We start from the raw sequence: 15523 nt of genomic DNA on the forward strand, positions 1-15523 counted from the left end.
GCACGCTGTTGAGTTCTCAAGGAACGGACGCTTCCTTTGTACTCACCCTCTCGGGCTTTCCTCCGGGCGCTTCCCTTCGGTATTTCGTGTTTCCAGTTTAGCAGATCCGTTTTCCGTTTCCGCCACCCGCTGGAGCGGGCTGCCGGGCTGTTCTGCGCTTCCGCGCTTTCCCTGTCCGGCGATTCCGACTCTATCAGCCTTTTTCCCGCTTCCCGACCACCAGCCAGTGGGCGCACAGAGGTACAGACCACTGGTGTAGACCAGTTAGGATCTCGGCTTGATAGGTGCTGCCGACCTACGACTCACAGTCGTGTCGGGGTCAGGCAGGGGTACGACAGTACCGGTCGCCCGTAGTTGAGGCAAATCGTTTGCGGTGGTCCGAGGTCCGCCAATTCGGTACGACTCATGCGGAACCCGGACTTCCTATGACATACGCTTCGGACCAGTACGCCGTCCGGGACAGGCAGTGACGGCGACGCAGCATTTCCACCCCCTGGGAGGCCCCCATGACCACCGTGACGTCGCCGCTCGCCGGACGCGCCATCGGACTCGCCGCTGTACCCGACCCGGTCTTCTCCGGAGCCATGGTGGGCCCGGGTACCGCCATCGACCCCGTGCGCGAGCCGTCGGAGGCCGTCTCGCCCGTCGACGGCGTCGTTGTCTCCCTGCACCCGCACGCCTTCGTCGTGGTCGACGACCAGGGGCACGGGGTGCTGACGCATCTGGGGATCGACACGGTGCAGCTCAACGGCGAGGGCTTCGAGCTGCTCGTGAACAAGGGGGACACGGTGCGGCGCGGGCAGGCGGTCGTGCGCTGGAGCCCGGCGGACGTCGAGGCGGCGGGCAAGTCCCCGATCTGCCCGATCGTGGCCCTGGAGGCGACTCCCCAGGCCCTGACCGACGTGGTCGAGACCGGTGACGTGAAGACCGGCGACTCCCTCTTCTCCTGGAAGTGACCTCGGAGCCGTCCTCTTGACGGCCGCGGGGCGGACATACAACGTGGCGGCTCGGCCGCCGGCCAATCGGAGACAGGTGTAATGGAGACAACGCTGCGGGGCGTCGGTGTCAGCCATGGTGTGGCGATCGGCGAGGTGCGCCACATGGGCACGGCGGTGCTGGAGCCGCCGGCCAAGCAGATTCCGGCCGAGGAGGCGGAGCGCGAGCAGGGGCGCGCCCGGCAGGCCGTCGAGGCGGTGGCGGCCGACCTGACCGCCCGGGGCAATCTGGCCGGCGGTGAGGCGCAGGCGGTGCTGGAGGCCCAGGCCATGATGGCCCAGGACCCGGAGTTGATGGCCGACGTCGATCGGCGTATCGCTGTGGGCAGCACGGCTGAGCGCGCGGTGTACGACGCCTTCGCCGCGTACCGGGCGCTGCTGGCCGGTGCCGGGGAGTACCTGGCCGGGCGGGTCGCGGACCTGGACGACGTACGGAACCGGATCGTGGCGCGGCTGCTGGGTGTGCCGATGCCGGGCGTGCCGGACAGTGACGAGCCCTATGTGCTGATCGCCCGGGACCTCGCGCCCGCCGACACGGCGCTGCTGGACCCCACGCTGGTGCTCGGGTTCGTCACCGAGGAGGGTGGGCCGACCAGCCACAGCGCGATCCTGGCGCGCGCACTGGGTGTGCCGGCCGTGGTGGCGCTGCCGGGTGCGTGCGAGCTGGCCGAGGGCACGGTGATCGCGGTGGACGGCAGCACCGGTGAGATCTTCGTGGAGCCGGGCGCGCAGCGGCGGGAGGAGCTGGAGCGGGCGGCCGCCGAGCGGAAGGCGGCGCTGTCGGCTTCCACCGGTCCGGGGGCGACCTCGGACGGGCACCGGGTGCCGCTGCTGGCGAACGTCGGCGGGCCCGGCGATGTGCCGGCGGCCGTGGAGGCCGGGGCGGAGGGTGTCGGTCTGTTCCGTACCGAGTTCCTGTTCCTGGACGACAGCGAGCGGGCGCCCTCGGAGGCCAAGCAGATCGAGGCCTACCGCAAGGTGCTGGAGGCGTTCCCCGAGGGCCGTGTGGTGGTGCGGGTGCTGGACGCGGGCGCGGACAAGCCGCTGGACTTCCTCACCCCCGCCGACGAGCCGAACCCGGCGCTGGGCGTGCGGGGCCTGCGGACCCTGCTGGACCATCCGGACGTGCTGCGTACGCAGCTGACCGCGCTGTCGAAGGCGGCCGAGGGGCTGCCGGTGTACCTCGAGGTCATGGCGCCGATGGTGGCCGACCGGACCGACGCCAGGGCGTTCGCGGACGCCTGCCGTGAGGCGGGGCTGCGGGCCAAGTTCGGCGCGATGGTGGAGATCCCGTCCGCCGCGCTGCGGGCCCGGTCGATCCTGCAGGAGGTGGAGTTCCTGTCGCTGGGGACCAACGACCTGGCGCAGTACACCTTCGCGGCCGACCGTCAGGTGGGCGCGGTGTCGCGGTTGCAGGATCCGTGGCAGCCGGCGCTGCTGGATCTGGTGGCGCTGTCGGCGGAGGCGGCCAGGGCCGAGGGCAAGAGCTGTGGTGTGTGTGGCGAGGCGGCGTCGGACCCGCTGCTGGCGTGTGTGCTGACGGGTCTGGGGGTCACCTCCCTGTCGATGGGCGCGGCTTCGATCCCGTACGTACGGGCGACGCTGGCCAAGTACACCCTGGCCCAGTGTGAGCGGGCGGCCGCGGCGGCGCGCGCCGCGGACACCGCCGAGGAGGCGCGGACGGCCGCGCAGGCGGTGCTGTCCGGCGAGTGAGCCGGGCGCTGCCCGCCGGGTGCGGGTGAGCTGAAGGGGTCCACCCGCCGTCGTGGCGGGTGGACCCCTTCCGGGTGGGGTCCGGGGGACGGTCAGTCGAGGTCGAAGCCGGCGCGGTACGTGACGCCCGGTTCCGGGGGGAGGGGTTCGCCGGTGTCCGCGTCGGTGCAGTAGGCGTCGAAGACCTGGGCCTCGGTGAGGGGGCGGAGTCGTCCGTGGTCGAGGCACCAGCCGTGGACCCGGTCGGGCGCGGCGGGTGTGGTGGTGCGGAGCACCACTCCCCCGGGGCTGCTGTGGAGGATTCCGGCTGCCAGGACGATGGCGAATGCGGCGCCTTCCGAGGAATCGAGGCGGGCCGGGCCGGTCGTGGGGCGTTCGGCGCGCAGGACGGCCGTGAGCCGCTGTCCGGCGACGGGGATGCTGCACACCAGATGGTGGCTGCCGGGCCCGGCCGCGTCGAGGAGCCGCCGGAGCAGCTGGGAGGCCCGGTCGAAGGCGGTGCGTCCGGCGTCCTCGCCGGTGCCGCCGGGCGGGGGGACGGCGAGGAGCGTGGTGGCGTACTGCCAGGTGGCGTGGCGTACCGCCGTGCCGATGAGCTGCGGTAGCAGGTTGTCCATGGGCTGGCCGGTGTAGGTGACGCGGGCGCCGGTGGCGGCCACCTCGGCGGTGAAGCGGCTGCGGGTGGCGGGGCTGTCGGGGTCGAGGCCGGCTCCGGCGCAGTACTCCGCGTACTCCTCGGGGTCGAAGAGGGCGACGGTGGTGTGCCCGCCCTGGGCGGCGAGGGCTTTGAGCAGGCCTTCCACCTGGCGCAGGTAACGGGCGTGGTCCTGGAAGGTGAAGGTGCGGTAGCGGCGCATCGCCGCGAAGTCCTCCTCGTCGGCGAGCAGGCCGACGGTGCTCGGTACTTCGCGGCGCAGGGCCCGCCGCGGGGTGGTGGTGCTCCGGGTGTACGACATGACTCCCCCTGACTGCTCGTGACCAACTGGCGATCAGTGCTCACTCACAGTAGCGAGAGCCACTGACAGCCGGCCGGGGCCGGGTGCCGGGGAGGGCCGGGTCAGGTCACTTCCGCTTCCGCGCGCGGTCCCGGGCGAGGTCCTCGTAGAAGCGCAGGAGGTCGAGGTCGTCCACCGAGCCGGGGTTGACCGCCTTGGTGAGGTCGGTGCCCTGGAGGAGGCGTTTGACCGGGACCTCGATGCGCTTGCCGGTGAGGGTGTGCGGGACCCCGGGGACTTCGATGATCTCGTCGGGGACGTGGCGGGGTGAGAGTTCGGTGCGGATGGTCCGCTTGATGCGGTCGATCAGCGCCTCGTCGAGGGTGGCGCCTTCGGTGAGGTGGACGAAGAGCGGCATCCAGTAGCCGCCGTCGGGTTCCTCCAGGCCGATGACGAGCGATTCGCGGATCTCGGGGAGGCGTTCGACGGCCTCGTAGATGTCGGCGCTGCCCATCCGGACGCCCTGCCGGTTGAGGGTGGAGTCGGAACGGCCGTGGATGATCACCGAGCCGCGGTCGGTGATGGTGATCCAGTCGCCGTGGCGCCAGACACCCGGGTACATGTCGAAGTAGCTGTCGCGGTAGCGGCTGCCGTCGGGGTCGTTCCAGAAGCGGATGGGCATGGAGGGCATGGGGTTGGTGACGACCAGCTCGCCCACTTCGCCGACGACCGGCTCGCCCCGCGGGTCCCAGGCCTGGAGGTCGGTGCCCAGGCAGGGGGCCTGGAGTTCTCCGATGTGCACCGGGAGGGTGGGGACCGCGCCGGCGAAGCAGCTGCACACGTCCGTGCCGCCGCTGACGGAGGCGATCCACAGGTCGTCCGCCACCTCGTCGTGCAGCCAGCGGAACCCGTCGGGCGGCAGGGGTGAGCCGGTGGTGGCCACGCAGGTGACGCGGGACAGGTCATGGTCGCGGGAGGGGTGGACGCCGGCTTTGCGGCAGGCCATGACGTACGCGGCGGAGGTGCCGTACAGGGTGGCCCCGGTGAGTTCCGCGACGCGCCACTGGGCGCCGGTGTCGGGGTATCCCGGGCTGCCGTCGTAGAGGACGACGGTGGTGCCGGTGAGCAGGCCGGAGACGAGGAAGTTCCACATCATCCAGCCGGTGGACGTGTACCAGAAGAAGCGGTCCTGGGGGCCGAGGTCGCAGTGCAGGCCCAGCTGCTTGAAGTGTTCGAGGAGGATACCGCCCTGGGACTGGACAATGGCCTTGGGCAGGCCGGTGGTGCCGGAGGAGTACAGGACCCACAGGGGGTGGTCGAAGGGGACCTGTTCGAAGACCGGCTCGGTGTCGCCGTCGGTGAGGGCGGTCCAGTCGAGGGCGCCCTCGGGGGCGGCGGTGCCCAGGAGCGGGATGTGGACGACGGCGCGGAGGGTGGGCAGTTCGCGGCACAGCTCGGCGACGGTGTCGCGGCGGTCGTGTTCCTTGCCGCCGTAGCGGTAGCCGTCGACGGTGAACAGGACGACCGGCTCGACCTGCTGGAAGCGGTCGAGGACGCTGCGGGCGCCGAAGTCGGGGGCGCAGGAGGTCCACACGGCGCCCACGGCGGCGGTGGCCAGGAGCGCGGTGACGGCCTGCGGGATGTTGGGGAGGTAGCCGCTGACGCGGTTGCCGGGGCGTACGCCGAGGGCGCGCAGCTCGGCGGCGAGGGCGCCGACCTGGCGGCGCAGCTCCGCCCAGCTCACCGGGGTGACCTCGTGGGTCTCGTCGACGTGGAGCAGGGCCGGGTCGGCGGGGCGGTCGGCGGCGGCGCGCAGGGCGTGTTCGGCGTAGTTGAGGGTGGCGCCGGGGAACCACTGGGCGCCGGGCATGGCGCGGTCGGCGAGGACCCGCTCGTACGGTGTGGCGAAGCGGATGTCGAACCACTCGGCCGTCGCCTGCCAGAAGGTGTCGAGGTGGTCGACGGACCAGCGGTGCAGGGCCGGGTAGCCGCCGTCGGCGGGGGCGCCGTACCGGTCGGCCGCCCACGCCTGGAAACGGGTGACCGCGGCGGTGGCGACGCGGTCCTGGTCCGGCTGCCAGAGCGGCTCGGGCTGCGGGTGCTCTGCGGTCATGGGTCGGCTCCCTGGCTGTCCGTGCGGTACGCGGGTGTGCGTGGGTCGCGCGCACGGGCGGGGGTGTGCGCGTGACGCGGCTGACAGGACGATGCCATGTGATCGTCTTTCGCACCAGGGTGGGACACCCGTGGTGGCGTGGCTGAACATGTGCTCCCACCCCGGGTGAACGGCGGTTGAACGGGGTCCGTGCGGGGCCCGCCGGATGGCAGGGTGAACGGCATGGACGGTCGTGAACTGGTGCGTGCGGTAAGGGTTTTCACCATGGTGCGGGGGCCGCGTGCGATGCGGTCGGCGTGGCGGCGGTGGCGGGCGGACGCCCGGGCGTCGCTCCCCCGGGGGGCCGAGCGGGCGCGGGTTCCCGGGCCGGTTGTGGACGCCGAGCCGCTGCCGGGCGGGGGCGTCGTCCGGTTCGCCCGTTCCGAGCTGCTGGTGCGGGTGGCGAGCAGTGGGACGGTGTTCTGGAGCTGGGACGGGGCGGCGCCCGGGCCGTCGTACGCGCTGGCCGGCGACCCGCCGGAGCCCGACGCGCGGGCCTCCCTGGAGCCCGACAAGGACGGCGGCTGGCGGGTGGTGTCGGAGCGGGTGACGGTCGCGGTGTCCCGCAACGGCGCGGTGGAGGTCCGCACCCCGGGCGGGGTGGTACTGCGCAGGGACCTGCCGCCGCGCTGGTGGGAGCCGGTCGCCGGGGGGCCGGCGCGATGGGTGCAGCGCAGCGAGGTACCGGCCGACGCGCGGTTCTTCGGCCTGGGCGGCCGGGCGTCGGGGCCGCGGCTGCGCGAGGGCACGTACCGGCTGTGGAACACCGATCCGCGCGGCAGCTTCGGGCCGGACGACGACCCGCTCTACATCACCATGCCGGTGCAGCTGGTGGTGGCCGACGCGGGCACCCATCTGGCCTTCCACGACAACACCTGGGACGGCCGGGTGACCCTGCGGGAGGGCGGGGAGGGCGAGGGCTCGGGGCACGACCGGCCGGGGCTGAGCGAGGTGCGGATGAGCGGCGGGCCGCTGCGCTGCTGGGTGGTGGTGGGCACGCCCGCGCGGGTGCTGCGCGGCTGGACGGCGCTGACCGGGGCGCCCGCGCTGCCGCCGGCGTGGGCGCTGGGGCCGCAGCACGCCCGGTGGGGGTTCGGCAGCGAGCGCGAGGTGCGTCGGGTGGTGGCCGGCTACCGGGAGCGGGGGCTGCCGCTGTCGGCGCTGCACCTGGACATCGACCACTACGACGGGCACCGGGTGTTCACGGTGGACCGGAAGCGATTCCCGGACCTGCCGGGCCTGGCGCGGGAGCTGCGGGCGGCGGGGGTGCGGCTGGTGTCGATCGTGGACCCGGCGGTGAAGGTGGAGCCCGGTGGCCCGGTGTACCGGGGCGGCAGGGCCGCCGGGGCCTTCGTGCGGGACGCGCGGGGCCGTGAGGTGCGGGGGGTGGTGTGGCCGGGCGAGTGCGTGTACCCGGACTTCACGGACCCGGCGGTACGGCGGTGGTGGGGCGGTCTGTACGAGGAGCGGCTGGCGCAGGGCTTCTCGGGGGTGTGGCACGACATGAACGAGCCGGTGTCGTTCACGCCGTTCGGTGACATGACGCTGCCGCGGTCGGCCCGGCACGCGCTGGAGGGGCGCGGCGGGGACCACCGGGAGGCCCACAACGTGTACGGGCTGGCGATGGCCGGGGCCGGGTACGAGGGCCTGCGGCGGCTGCGCCCCGGCGAGCGGCCGTTCCTGTTCTCGCGGTCCGGCTGGGCCGGGATGCAGCGGTACGGCGGTACCTGGTCGGGCGATGTGTCGACGGGGTGGCCGGGGCTGCGGGCCTCGCTGTCCCTGGTGCTGGGCCTGGGGCTGTGCGGGGTGCCGTACTCGGGGCCGGACGTGGGCGGGTTCGACGGGAGTCCGTCGCCGGAGCTGTTCCTGCGCTGGTTCCAGCTGGGCGCCTGGCTGCCGCTGTTCCGTACCCACGCGGCGATCGACGCGGGGCGGCGCGAACCGTGGGAGTTCGGGCCGGAGGTGCTGGAGCACGCGCGGGCCGCGCTGGCCGGGCGGGAGCGGCTGCGGCCGTACTTCGTCACTCTGGCGCACCTGGCCCGGCTGACCGGGGCGCCCTACGCGCGCCCGGTGTGGTGGGGGGCGCCGGAGGACCGGGCGCTGCGCGACTGCGAGGACGCCTTCCTGCTGGGGGACGCGCTGCTGGTCGCGCCGGTGCTGACGCGGGGGGCGGACCGCAGGGCGGTGCGGCTGCCGCGCGGACGCTGGTACGACACGGTGACCGGCGGCGCGTACGAGGGGCCGGGGCAGGTGCTGGTGGACGCGCCGCTGTCCCGGATTCCCGTACTGGCGCGCGCGGGTGCGGTGATTCCGGTACGCGGTGAGGACGGCGCCGACGAGCTGGAGGTGTGGGCGCCGGCTCCGGGGCGGACAGGTGGCGGGGTGGTGGTGCGGGACGTGGGTGACGGCTGGGAGCGGGCGGAGATCGAGCGGTACACGACCCGGCTGGTGGACGGTGCGGTCAGGGTGGAGCGGGTGACCGACGAGGGCGTGGTGGCGGTCGCGGCGCGGGTGAGGGTGCGGGGGCTGGACGCGGGCTGAGGGGCGCGGGCCGGGAGCCGGGTGCCCGGGGGCGGGAGGGTGTGCGGGCGAGGGCAGGCGGTCCGGGCGCGGGTGGACGGCGGGGGCGAGGGCAGCGCGAGGGCGGGCGGCGGGCGACGGGGCGGCGGGCGACAGGTGAGGCCGCTCAGGCACCGCGGGGAGTCACCGGGTGGCCGGGGCGGGGCGGCCGCCGTACCCGTACCGGCCGGCGAACCAGTTGCGCACCGCCGCAGTGTGGAGCGGGAAGGCCAGTTCGGCGGGGCCGCGCAGGAGGTGGTGCCCGGCCGTCTCCCCGGTGGGCGCCGAGGGCGGGAGGTCCGCGGCGTCGCGCTCGGGCAGCAGGCCGAACAGCAGCAGATGGCCGGCGGGTGAGCTCATGGCGTCGGCCAGGCGCACGTCCCGCGCGGCGGCCCCGATGCCGGTCTCCTCGCGCAGTTCCCGTACCACCGCGTCCCGCCAGTCCTCGGCGTGGTCGATGAAGCCGCCGGGCAGCGCGGTCCCGCCGCGCGCGGGCTCGATGGCGCGGGTGATGACGACGAGCCCGGTGCCGTTCGCGTCGGTCGCGGGGAGCAGGGCGACGGCGACCGGCAGCGGGTTGCGGTAGGCGGTGGTGCCGCAGGAGGCGCAGGACCGGGGCCAGCCGGCGCCGGAGGGGTGGGGGGCGCCGCAGCCGGCGCAGTGCGAGTCGGTCACGGGGTGGGACTGTACCGAGCGGACGGGGTACTGGTAGATGGTGCTCATGACAGGACTGGCTGCCGCCCTCCGCCCGCTGGTCGCGTCCGTCGCCGCGCTGGCCGCCTTCGCCGTGTCCACCGCGTCGGCGCCCGTCGCGGCGGGGCCCGTCGCGGGGGCCCCGCCCGGGCCACGGGCGCCCAAGGAGTTCGTGGCGCTGCGCTCCGTGGACCCGACGATCATCCAGGACATGCGCTACGCCACCGCGCACAACTTCGTGGGGGAACCGGTGGACGGGTACCGGCAGCCGCTGTGCCTCCTGACCCGGCCGGCCGCGCGGGCGTTGCACCGGGCGCAGCAGCGGCTGCTGCGGCAGGGCCATTCGCTGAAGGTGTACGACTGCTACCGGCCGCAGCGGGCCGTGGACCACTTCGTACGGTGGGCGAAGGACCCGCGGGACGAGCGGATGAGGGCGGAGTTCCATCCGCGCGTCGAGAAGTCCCGGTTGTTCGCGGACGGCTACATCGCTGAGAAGTCCGGACACAGCCGGGGGTCGACGGTGGACGTGACCGTGGTGCGGCTGCCCGCCGGACCGACCCGTCCCTATGTGCCCGGCGAGAAGCTCGTGCCGTGCGACGCGCCGCGCGAGGAGCGGTTCCCCGACAACTCGGTGGACATGGGGACGGGTTTCGACTGCTTCGACACGCTGTCCCACACCGACGACCCGCGAGTACGGGGGGAGCGGCGCGCCAACCGGCAACTGCTGCGGAGCGCTCTGGAGGCCCAGGGGTTCGTGAACCTGCCGGAGGAGTGGTGGCACTTCACGTACCGGCCGGAGCCCTTCCCCACCAGCTACTTCGACTTCCCGGTCGCCCGGCGCCCGGTGGCCGGGCACTGAACACGGAACGGGCCGCCGGGACCACCCCCGTGGGCTCCGGCCGCCCGTTCCCTTACTCGGACGCCGTACGGGTGTGTCGGGTTCACCGTTCCGGCGCTTACCGTGCCCGTATGACGCGGACCTTCGCATCGTACGAGGAGTTCTGGCCCTACTACGTGGCGATGCACTCCCGGGCGGCCACCCGGTGGGTGCACCTGGCGGGCACCCTGACCGGGCTCGCGGTCGGCGTGTACGGCCTCACGCGCGGGCGCGCCCGGTACGCGGCGGCGCTGCCGTTGATCGGGTACGGCACGGCGTGGCCCGCGCACTTCCTGATCGAGCGGAACAATCCGGCCACCTTCGGTCACCCGGCCTGGTCGCTGCGGGGCGACGTGCGGATGATCCGGACGATGCTCGCGGGGCGGGACCGGGAACTGGCCGCGACCGCCGCCGAGTGGCTCGCCGACAACCGCTGACGGGCGGCTCTGGCGGCTCTGGGCGGCTCAGGTCGTGACCGGTTCGCGGTCGCGGGCGGCGAGGGCCATCGCGTGCCCGACGACCGCGACCAGCACCTCCTTCACCGCTTCGCGGTCCCGCGCGTCGCACATCAGCAGCGGCACCTCGGGGTCCAGGTCGAGTGCCGCCCGCACCGCCGGTACGGGGAAACGGGCTGCGCCCTCGAAGCAGTTGACGGCGACCGCGAAGGGGATGCCGCGCCGTTCGAAGTAGTCGATCGCCGCGAAGCAGTCCTCCAGGCGGCGGGTGTCCACCAGGACCACCGCGCCGAGCGCGCCCTGCGCCAGTTCGTCCCAGAGGAACCAGAAACGGTCCTGGCCCGGCGTACCGAACAGGTACAGCACCAGGTCCTCGCGCAGCGTGATCCGCCCGAAGTCCATGGCGACCGTGGTGGTGGACTTGCCCTCGACGCCGCGCAGGTCGTCCACGGGCCGGCCGGCCTCGCTCAGGGCCTCCTCGGTGCGCAGCGGCCGGATCTCGCTGACCGCGCCCACCAAGGTCGTCTTGCCCACCCCGAAACCGCCGGCGACCAGGATCTTCAGGGTCACCGGCTCGACCGGCCGCCGCTTGCGGCTAGAGCGCCCGAAGGCCATTGATCACCTCACGCAGAATGTTCTCGTCCGGCAGCTCGGCCGGCGGAACGGGACGGGTCACGTGGACGAGCTCCTCCTCGACCAGGTCACCGACCAGGACCCGGACCACCCCGACGGGCAGGTCCAGTCCGGCGGCGAGCTCGGCTATCGACTGGGGGAGGTCGGCGCAGCGCTCGACGATCTCCACATGCTCCGGGGAGAGCGACTGGTCGCGTCCGGGGTCGTCGGCGGCGGCCTCGGGGACGACCACCGCGATCAGGTCCAGCCGGTGACGGTTGGGGGTACTGGTGCGGCCACGCGTCATCGCGTACGGGCGGACCACCGGACCGGCGTCGTCGTCGAACCAGTGGTACGGGTCCTGGCCACGCCGGCTGCTCTGCCGGCCTGCTGCGGCACTCATCGCATCCCCTCACCCTCCGGTGGGCGAACCGGTCCGTGGTGCCGTCGCGAGGTGGGCCCCGACCCGTTTGACCATCAGCGTCATCTCGTACGCGACGAGACCGACGTCGGAGTCGGCGTCCGCGAGCACGGCGAGGCAACTGCCGTCCCCCGCCGCCGTGACGAAGAGGAACGCCTCCTCCAGCTCCACCACGGTCTGGCGGACCCGGCCCGCGTCGAAGTGGTGCCCGACACCCTTGGCGAGGCTGTGGAAGCCGGAGGCGACCGCGGCCATGTGCTCGCTGTCCTCGCGGGACAGGTCCCTGGAGGAGCCGGTTGGCAGGCCGTCACCGGAGAGCACCAGGGCCTTGCGGATGGAACCGACCCGCTCGACCAGTTCGTCGAGGAGCCAGTTGAGCTCTCCGGTTGTGTTGGGTGCTGCGGCGTTCGGTGCGGTCATCGACCGTCCCCCTCCGGTGTCGTTCCTGGTGCTGTCTCGGCGGCGCGGCCGGCCCGCGGGGCGCCGCCGGCGTTGTGCCGGCGCCCGCGCTGCCAGCCGCGCTGCATCGCGGCCATACGGTCGCGCACTTCTTCCGCTTCACGTTCCGCGTCGCGTTCCCGGCCGTCCGCCGCGTCCCCGGGCCCCGGCGCCGCCGGCGCGGCGGGGCGCCCGGCCGCCGTGTCCCTGAGCTGCGGGGCGAGGCTGGCCTGACGCACCCGGCGGGGCAGCGAGCCGAGCTCCTGGGTGGCCCCGTCGGGCGTGGGCGCGGGGGGCGGGGCGGCGGGGCGGCGGCTGCCGTGGCCGGTGCCGGTGACTCGGTCCGGGTCGCCGGCCGGGCCGCGGCCCGGGACGGGGGCCGGTTCGGGGCCCGCTTCCCGGGCCGGCGTCCCGTGGGGCGGGGTGCCGGGGGCCGGGTGGGCGCGGCCGGGTTCGTCCAGCCGGCGGCCCCGGTCGGCGACGAGCGTCGGGGGGTGCGGTCTGCGGCGGGGCAGCGGCACCGGGCCGGCCGGGCGCTCGGTGGGCTCCCGGTCGCCGGCCGGCTGGTGCTGCTCCCGGTCCGCCGGGCGCGTGCCGCCCCGGCCCCGGGCCGGCGCGGCACGGCCAGCGGCCGGCCCGTCGTACCCGCCGCCGGGCCGGCCGGGGCCGTCCAGCGGCGCTTCCGGCCCGGCCCGGCCGTCCAGCGGGCCGTCCAGTGGGGGCAGGGCGGCGGTGGACAGGCCGGACGGCACCTGGGTCAGCGCCGCGCGGCGCGGCGCGCTCCCGCCGCCCGCGCGCCGGCCGCCCTTGCCGTTCGCACCCCTGCGGTCGGCGCTCTTGCGGTCCGCGCCCTTGCGGTCCAGCCGGAAGCCGGCACCCTGGGTCTCCGGCGCCTCGGTGAGCAGCGCGGACGGGATGAAGACGACGGCGGTGGTGCCTCCGTACGGGGAGGGCTGCAGCGAGACGCGGACGTTCTGGCGCTGGGCCAACCGGCTGACCACGAACAGGCCGAGCCGGTCGGTGTCGGAGAGTTCGAACTCCGGGGTCTCGGCGAGGCGCAGATTGGCGTCGAGCAGGGCCTCGGGGGCCATGCCGAGACCCCGGTCGTGGATTTCGAGGGTGAAGCCGTTGGCGACGCGGTCGCCCTGGACGTGCACCGCCGTGTGCGGGGGTGAGAACACCGTGGCGTTCTCCAGCAGTTCGGCGATGAGATGGGTGAGGTCGGCGACGGCCGGGCCGCCCACGCCGATGCGCGGCAGCCGCCGTACCTCGACGCGCTCGTAGTCCTCGACCTCGGCGACCGCCGCCCGTACCACGTCCATCAGCTGGACGGGCTTGCGCCACTGCCGGGACGGGGCCGCGCCGGAGAGGATCACCAGGCCCTCGGCGTGGCGGCGCATCCGGGTGGTGAGGTGGTCCAGCCGGAAGAGGTCGGCGAGTTCCTCGGTGTCCTCGGTGCGCCGCTCCATGGTGTCCAGGAGGGTCAGCTGGCGGTGCAGGAGCACCTGGTTGCGGCGGGCGAGGTTGACGAAGACCTCGGAGACGCCGCGGCGCATGTCCGCCTGCTTGACGGCGGCCTCGACGGCCGCCCGCTGGAGGGTGTTGAGTGCCTGGCCGACCTGGCCGACCTCGTCCTTGTCGTACTCCAGCCGCGGCACTTCGGTCTCGACGTCGACCTGTTCACCGGCGGCGAGCCGGCGCATCACGCTCGGCAGCCGTACGCCGGAGACCTCCTGGGCCTCCTTGCGCAGCCGCCCGAGGTCGCGGACCAGGCGGCGGCCGACGCGTACCGAGACGACGACCGAGACCAGGAGGGCCAGGAAGCCCAGGACACCGGCTACACCGGCCTTGAGCAGTACGGCGTGGGCCACGGGCCGGACGCGGTTCTGGTAGCGCTCGGCCGCCTGGTTGTTCTCGGCGGCGAGGTGGTCCAGGACGGGGGTGGCGAGTTCCTGCCAGCGCGCGGAGCCGACGGCGCGTGGTTCGTCGGTCGCGCCGGCCGTGATCAGCGCCTCCTCGGCGTGGCGCAGCGGCTCGGTGCCGGGGCCGCGCCAGTACTGCTGGAAGAGCTCGCGGTCGGCCAGGGGCAGGAGTTCCAGGTTGACCTCGTACAGGAGCCTGCGCTGGGCGGCGAGGTCGGAGACGGCGCGGAGTTCTTCGGCGGTCATCCGCCTGCTGATCAACGAGGAGACCACCAGGGCGTCCTCACGGGCCAGCATTTCCCGGGCGCGCACCAGGCCCACCAGGGCGCGGCCCTGCTTGTCCAGCTCCACGTTCTCCAGCGCGTGGAGCGTGGAGAGGAAGCCGTAGCAGGGGTCGATGAGCCGGTTGTACTGGTCCAGGGCCTGGATACGGCCGACGGCCCGGTGCTCGACGGAGCGGCGCAGGGCGGTCAGGCCGTCGAGGGCCCGCAGGAGCGAGTCCAGTCGGCGGTCCGCCTGGGGTGTCATGGCCTCGGCGACCCTGGAGGTCCGGGCGTTGTCGCGGATCCTGGCGACGGCCCGGTCGGTCGCGGCGCGGTGGCGGCGCAGGGTGGGCAGGGCGTCGGAAGTGCGGGGGTCGGCCAGGTAGACGAGGGTCTGACGGCGCTCCTGCTGGATGACGCGTACGGTGTCCTCGAGCGGGCGACCGACGCTCTCCACCACACGCCCGACGTCCAGGAGCCGGTCGGCCTCGCGGCCGGTGATGAGGGTGGAGAAGCTCCACAGGCCGGTGAGGGAGACAAGCGGCACGAGCAGCAACGCCACGATCTTCCTGCGGATCGACTTCCCGCGAAAGCGCATGGCCTCCCCCAGCTGGCACCCGCCCTGCGCGGGTGTGCACATCAACACATCAACAAACGGCGCGAGCCTACTACTGACACACCGACAACTCGAAGGGACGTTTGGGCGATTTTCGGCCGCTCGACCGTAGCCATGATCATGAGATGTCCTGGTATTCGGGGAGTTGGCGATCCCGCCCCGGACCCGGCACACCTGGCGGTGCGTCATATTCCCCGCCGTAATGGATGGCTGGAATTGCGCCGTCCACGGTGTTCCAGGGCTTTCCCGGCCCGTTTCGGGGAATCTTCGTCCACGGCCGGTCGTCCTCCTGAGTGGGGGGAAGCGGGAACCGGCGGCGTGAAGCGGCTGAGGACGGGCACCCACCCTGAAGGCGGTCAGTTGTGGGGAGTGGCGGTTTTATGCAGACGCAGCGGCGTGAACTGTGGGTCGAGGAACCGGTGGGGCGGCGCAGGCTGCCCGACCCGGTGCGTACGGCGGCGGTGCGCGCCGTCCTGGTGTCGGCGCTGACGCTGATGGTCGCGCTGGTGGCCTTCTTCTTCACGGTCACCGGGTCGTGGCTGGCGTTTCCGGCGGTGCTGGCGGGAGTGACCGGTACGGTCGTGGCGACCTGGGCGGTGCTCGACGTGTGGGTGACCCGGCAGGTGTGGAACCAGCGCCACGGTGTGGTGTCGGTGCCCAGCAGCACCGCTCGGGAACTCCGCCGGGAGCGGCGCAGGGCGCGGCGGGAGGCCCGGGTGACCGCCCGCCCCACCGGCGGCCGGATACGGCGGCGGGGCCCGAGCACCCTGTCCCGGGCCTGAGCCCGGGGCGGGCGGCGGGCGGCGGGCGGCCCGGGTGACCGCCCGCGCCACCGGCGGAGTTCCGCGGCCCCGGCCCCCGGCTCCCCGGCC

General features: G+C 73.9%; 13 protein-coding genes. 6 read left to right on the forward strand and 7 right to left on the reverse strand.

The features are described from left to right. The first annotated feature begins 506 nt into the window (after positions 1–506). Positions 507–956 (forward strand): PTS glucose transporter subunit IIA, encoded by a 450-nt coding sequence (locus AB0H53_RS26775; RefSeq protein ID WP_362118462.1) that lies wholly within the window; start codon positions 507–509, stop codon positions 954–956. 81 nt (positions 957–1037) lie between these two features. Further along, on the forward strand, positions 1038–2708 hold the full coding sequence (gene ptsP, locus AB0H53_RS26780) for a phosphoenolpyruvate--protein phosphotransferase (protein ID WP_362118465.1): 1671 nt from the start codon (positions 1038–1040) through the stop codon (positions 2706–2708). 92 nt (positions 2709–2800) lie between these two features. Here ptsP and AB0H53_RS26785 read toward each other — a convergent pair whose 3' ends face one another. Both AB0H53_RS26785 and AB0H53_RS26790 read right to left on the reverse strand, forming a co-directional pair. Further along, positions 2801–3664, reverse strand: a complete 864-nt coding sequence (locus AB0H53_RS26785) for a hypothetical protein (RefSeq protein ID WP_362118468.1) — start codon at positions 3662–3664, stop codon at positions 2801–2803. A 106-nt stretch (positions 3665–3770) separates the two neighbouring features. Continuing rightward, positions 3771–5756 carry an acetoacetate--CoA ligase gene (locus tag AB0H53_RS26790; protein WP_362118471.1) on the reverse strand — a complete coding sequence of 662 codons (1986 nt, stop codon included), beginning with the start codon at positions 5754–5756 and terminating at the stop codon, positions 3771–3773. Between the two features lie 222 nt (positions 5757–5978). Here AB0H53_RS26790 and AB0H53_RS26795 point away from each other — a divergent pair, with 222 nt between their 5' ends. After that, positions 5979–8336 (forward strand): glycoside hydrolase family 31 protein, encoded by a 2358-nt coding sequence (locus AB0H53_RS26795; RefSeq protein ID WP_362118474.1) that lies wholly within the window; start codon positions 5979–5981, stop codon positions 8334–8336. 162 nt (positions 8337–8498) lie between these two features. Here the strand turns inward: AB0H53_RS26795 and AB0H53_RS26800 are convergent, their stop codons facing one another. Next, entirely contained in the window at positions 8499–9077 is a 579-nt protein-coding gene (locus AB0H53_RS26800; RefSeq protein WP_362118477.1) for an NUDIX domain-containing protein, read from the reverse strand. Between AB0H53_RS26800 and AB0H53_RS26805 the strand changes: the two genes are divergently transcribed. Both AB0H53_RS26805 and AB0H53_RS26810 read left to right on the forward strand, forming a co-directional pair. Then, positions 9076–9906 carry a M15 family metallopeptidase gene (locus AB0H53_RS26805; protein ID WP_362118480.1) on the forward strand — a complete coding sequence of 277 codons (831 nt, stop codon included), beginning with the start codon at positions 9076–9078 and terminating at the stop codon, positions 9904–9906. The two genes, AB0H53_RS26800 and AB0H53_RS26805, sit on opposite strands and share 2 nt — an antisense overlap. 110 nt (positions 9907–10016) lie before the next feature. Next, positions 10017–10361: a DUF962 domain-containing protein gene (locus tag AB0H53_RS26810; RefSeq protein WP_362118483.1), complete on the forward strand. Its 345-nt coding sequence runs from the start codon at positions 10017–10019 to the stop codon at positions 10359–10361. Between the two features lie 27 nt (positions 10362–10388). On the opposite strand, the gene AB0H53_RS26815 is transcribed toward AB0H53_RS26810, so the two are convergent. Genes AB0H53_RS26815 through AB0H53_RS26830 form a run of 4 tightly spaced genes read right to left on the reverse strand, consistent with a single transcriptional unit; the run spans position 10389 to position 14633 of the window. After that, the gene (locus AB0H53_RS26815; protein WP_362118486.1) at positions 10389–10994 is read right to left on the reverse strand and encodes an ATP/GTP-binding protein; all 606 of its coding nucleotides are present in this window, start codon (positions 10992–10994) and stop codon (positions 10389–10391) included. Then, positions 10975–11394 (reverse strand): DUF742 domain-containing protein, encoded by a 420-nt coding sequence (locus AB0H53_RS26820; protein WP_362118489.1) that lies wholly within the window; start codon positions 11392–11394, stop codon positions 10975–10977. The genes AB0H53_RS26815 and AB0H53_RS26820 overlap by 20 nt, the downstream gene beginning before the upstream one ends. Positions 11395–11403: 9 nt before the next feature. Further along, on the reverse strand, positions 11404–11832 hold the full coding sequence (locus AB0H53_RS26825) for a roadblock/LC7 domain-containing protein (RefSeq protein ID WP_362118492.1): 429 nt from the start codon (positions 11830–11832) through the stop codon (positions 11404–11406). Beyond that, positions 11829–14633, reverse strand: a complete 2805-nt coding sequence (locus AB0H53_RS26830; protein WP_362118495.1) for a nitrate- and nitrite sensing domain-containing protein — start codon at positions 14631–14633, stop codon at positions 11829–11831. Before AB0H53_RS26830 ends, AB0H53_RS26825 begins: the two co-directional genes overlap by 4 nt. A 398-nt stretch (positions 14634–15031) precedes the next feature. Here AB0H53_RS26830 and AB0H53_RS26835 point away from each other — a divergent pair, with 398 nt between their 5' ends. Further along, positions 15032–15433: a hypothetical protein gene (locus AB0H53_RS26835; protein ID WP_362118498.1), complete on the forward strand. Its 402-nt coding sequence runs from the start codon at positions 15032–15034 to the stop codon at positions 15431–15433. Positions 15434–15523 lie beyond the last annotated feature (90 nt).

Origin of the sequence: Streptomyces sp. NPDC050856 (assembly GCF_040653855.1) — a bacterium.
In the GTDB taxonomy this organism is placed as follows: domain Bacteria; phylum Actinomycetota; class Actinomycetes; order Streptomycetales; family Streptomycetaceae; genus Streptomyces.

Excerpts from the sequence above, each read along its gene's own strand:
- AB0H53_RS26795 (WP_362118474.1), top strand. The coding sequence starts at position 5,979 with ATGGACGGTCGTGAACTGGTGCGTGCGGTAAGGGTTTTCACCATGGTG.
- AB0H53_RS26830 (WP_362118495.1), bottom strand. The coding sequence starts at position 14,633 with ATGCGCTTTCGCGGGAAGTCGATCCGCAGGAAGATCGTGGCGTTGCTG.
- AB0H53_RS26835 (WP_362118498.1), top strand. The coding sequence starts at position 15,032 with ATGCAGACGCAGCGGCGTGAACTGTGGGTCGAGGAACCGGTGGGGCGG.
- AB0H53_RS26815 (WP_362118486.1), bottom strand. The coding sequence starts at position 10,994 with ATGGCCTTCGGGCGCTCTAGCCGCAAGCGGCGGCCGGTCGAGCCGGTG.
- AB0H53_RS26825 (WP_362118492.1), bottom strand. The coding sequence starts at position 11,832 with ATGACCGCACCGAACGCCGCAGCACCCAACACAACCGGAGAGCTCAAC.
- ptsP (WP_362118465.1), top strand. The coding sequence starts at position 1,038 with ATGGAGACAACGCTGCGGGGCGTCGGTGTCAGCCATGGTGTGGCGATC.
- AB0H53_RS26805 (WP_362118480.1), top strand. The coding sequence starts at position 9,076 with ATGACAGGACTGGCTGCCGCCCTCCGCCCGCTGGTCGCGTCCGTCGCC.
- AB0H53_RS26790 (WP_362118471.1), bottom strand. The coding sequence starts at position 5,756 with ATGACCGCAGAGCACCCGCAGCCCGAGCCGCTCTGGCAGCCGGACCAG.
- AB0H53_RS26785 (WP_362118468.1), bottom strand. The coding sequence starts at position 3,664 with ATGTCGTACACCCGGAGCACCACCACCCCGCGGCGGGCCCTGCGCCGC.
- AB0H53_RS26820 (WP_362118489.1), bottom strand. The coding sequence starts at position 11,394 with ATGAGTGCCGCAGCAGGCCGGCAGAGCAGCCGGCGTGGCCAGGACCCG.
- AB0H53_RS26810 (WP_362118483.1), top strand. The coding sequence starts at position 10,017 with ATGACGCGGACCTTCGCATCGTACGAGGAGTTCTGGCCCTACTACGTG.
- AB0H53_RS26800 (WP_362118477.1), bottom strand. The coding sequence starts at position 9,077 with ATGAGCACCATCTACCAGTACCCCGTCCGCTCGGTACAGTCCCACCCC.
- AB0H53_RS26775 (WP_362118462.1), top strand. The coding sequence starts at position 507 with ATGACCACCGTGACGTCGCCGCTCGCCGGACGCGCCATCGGACTCGCC.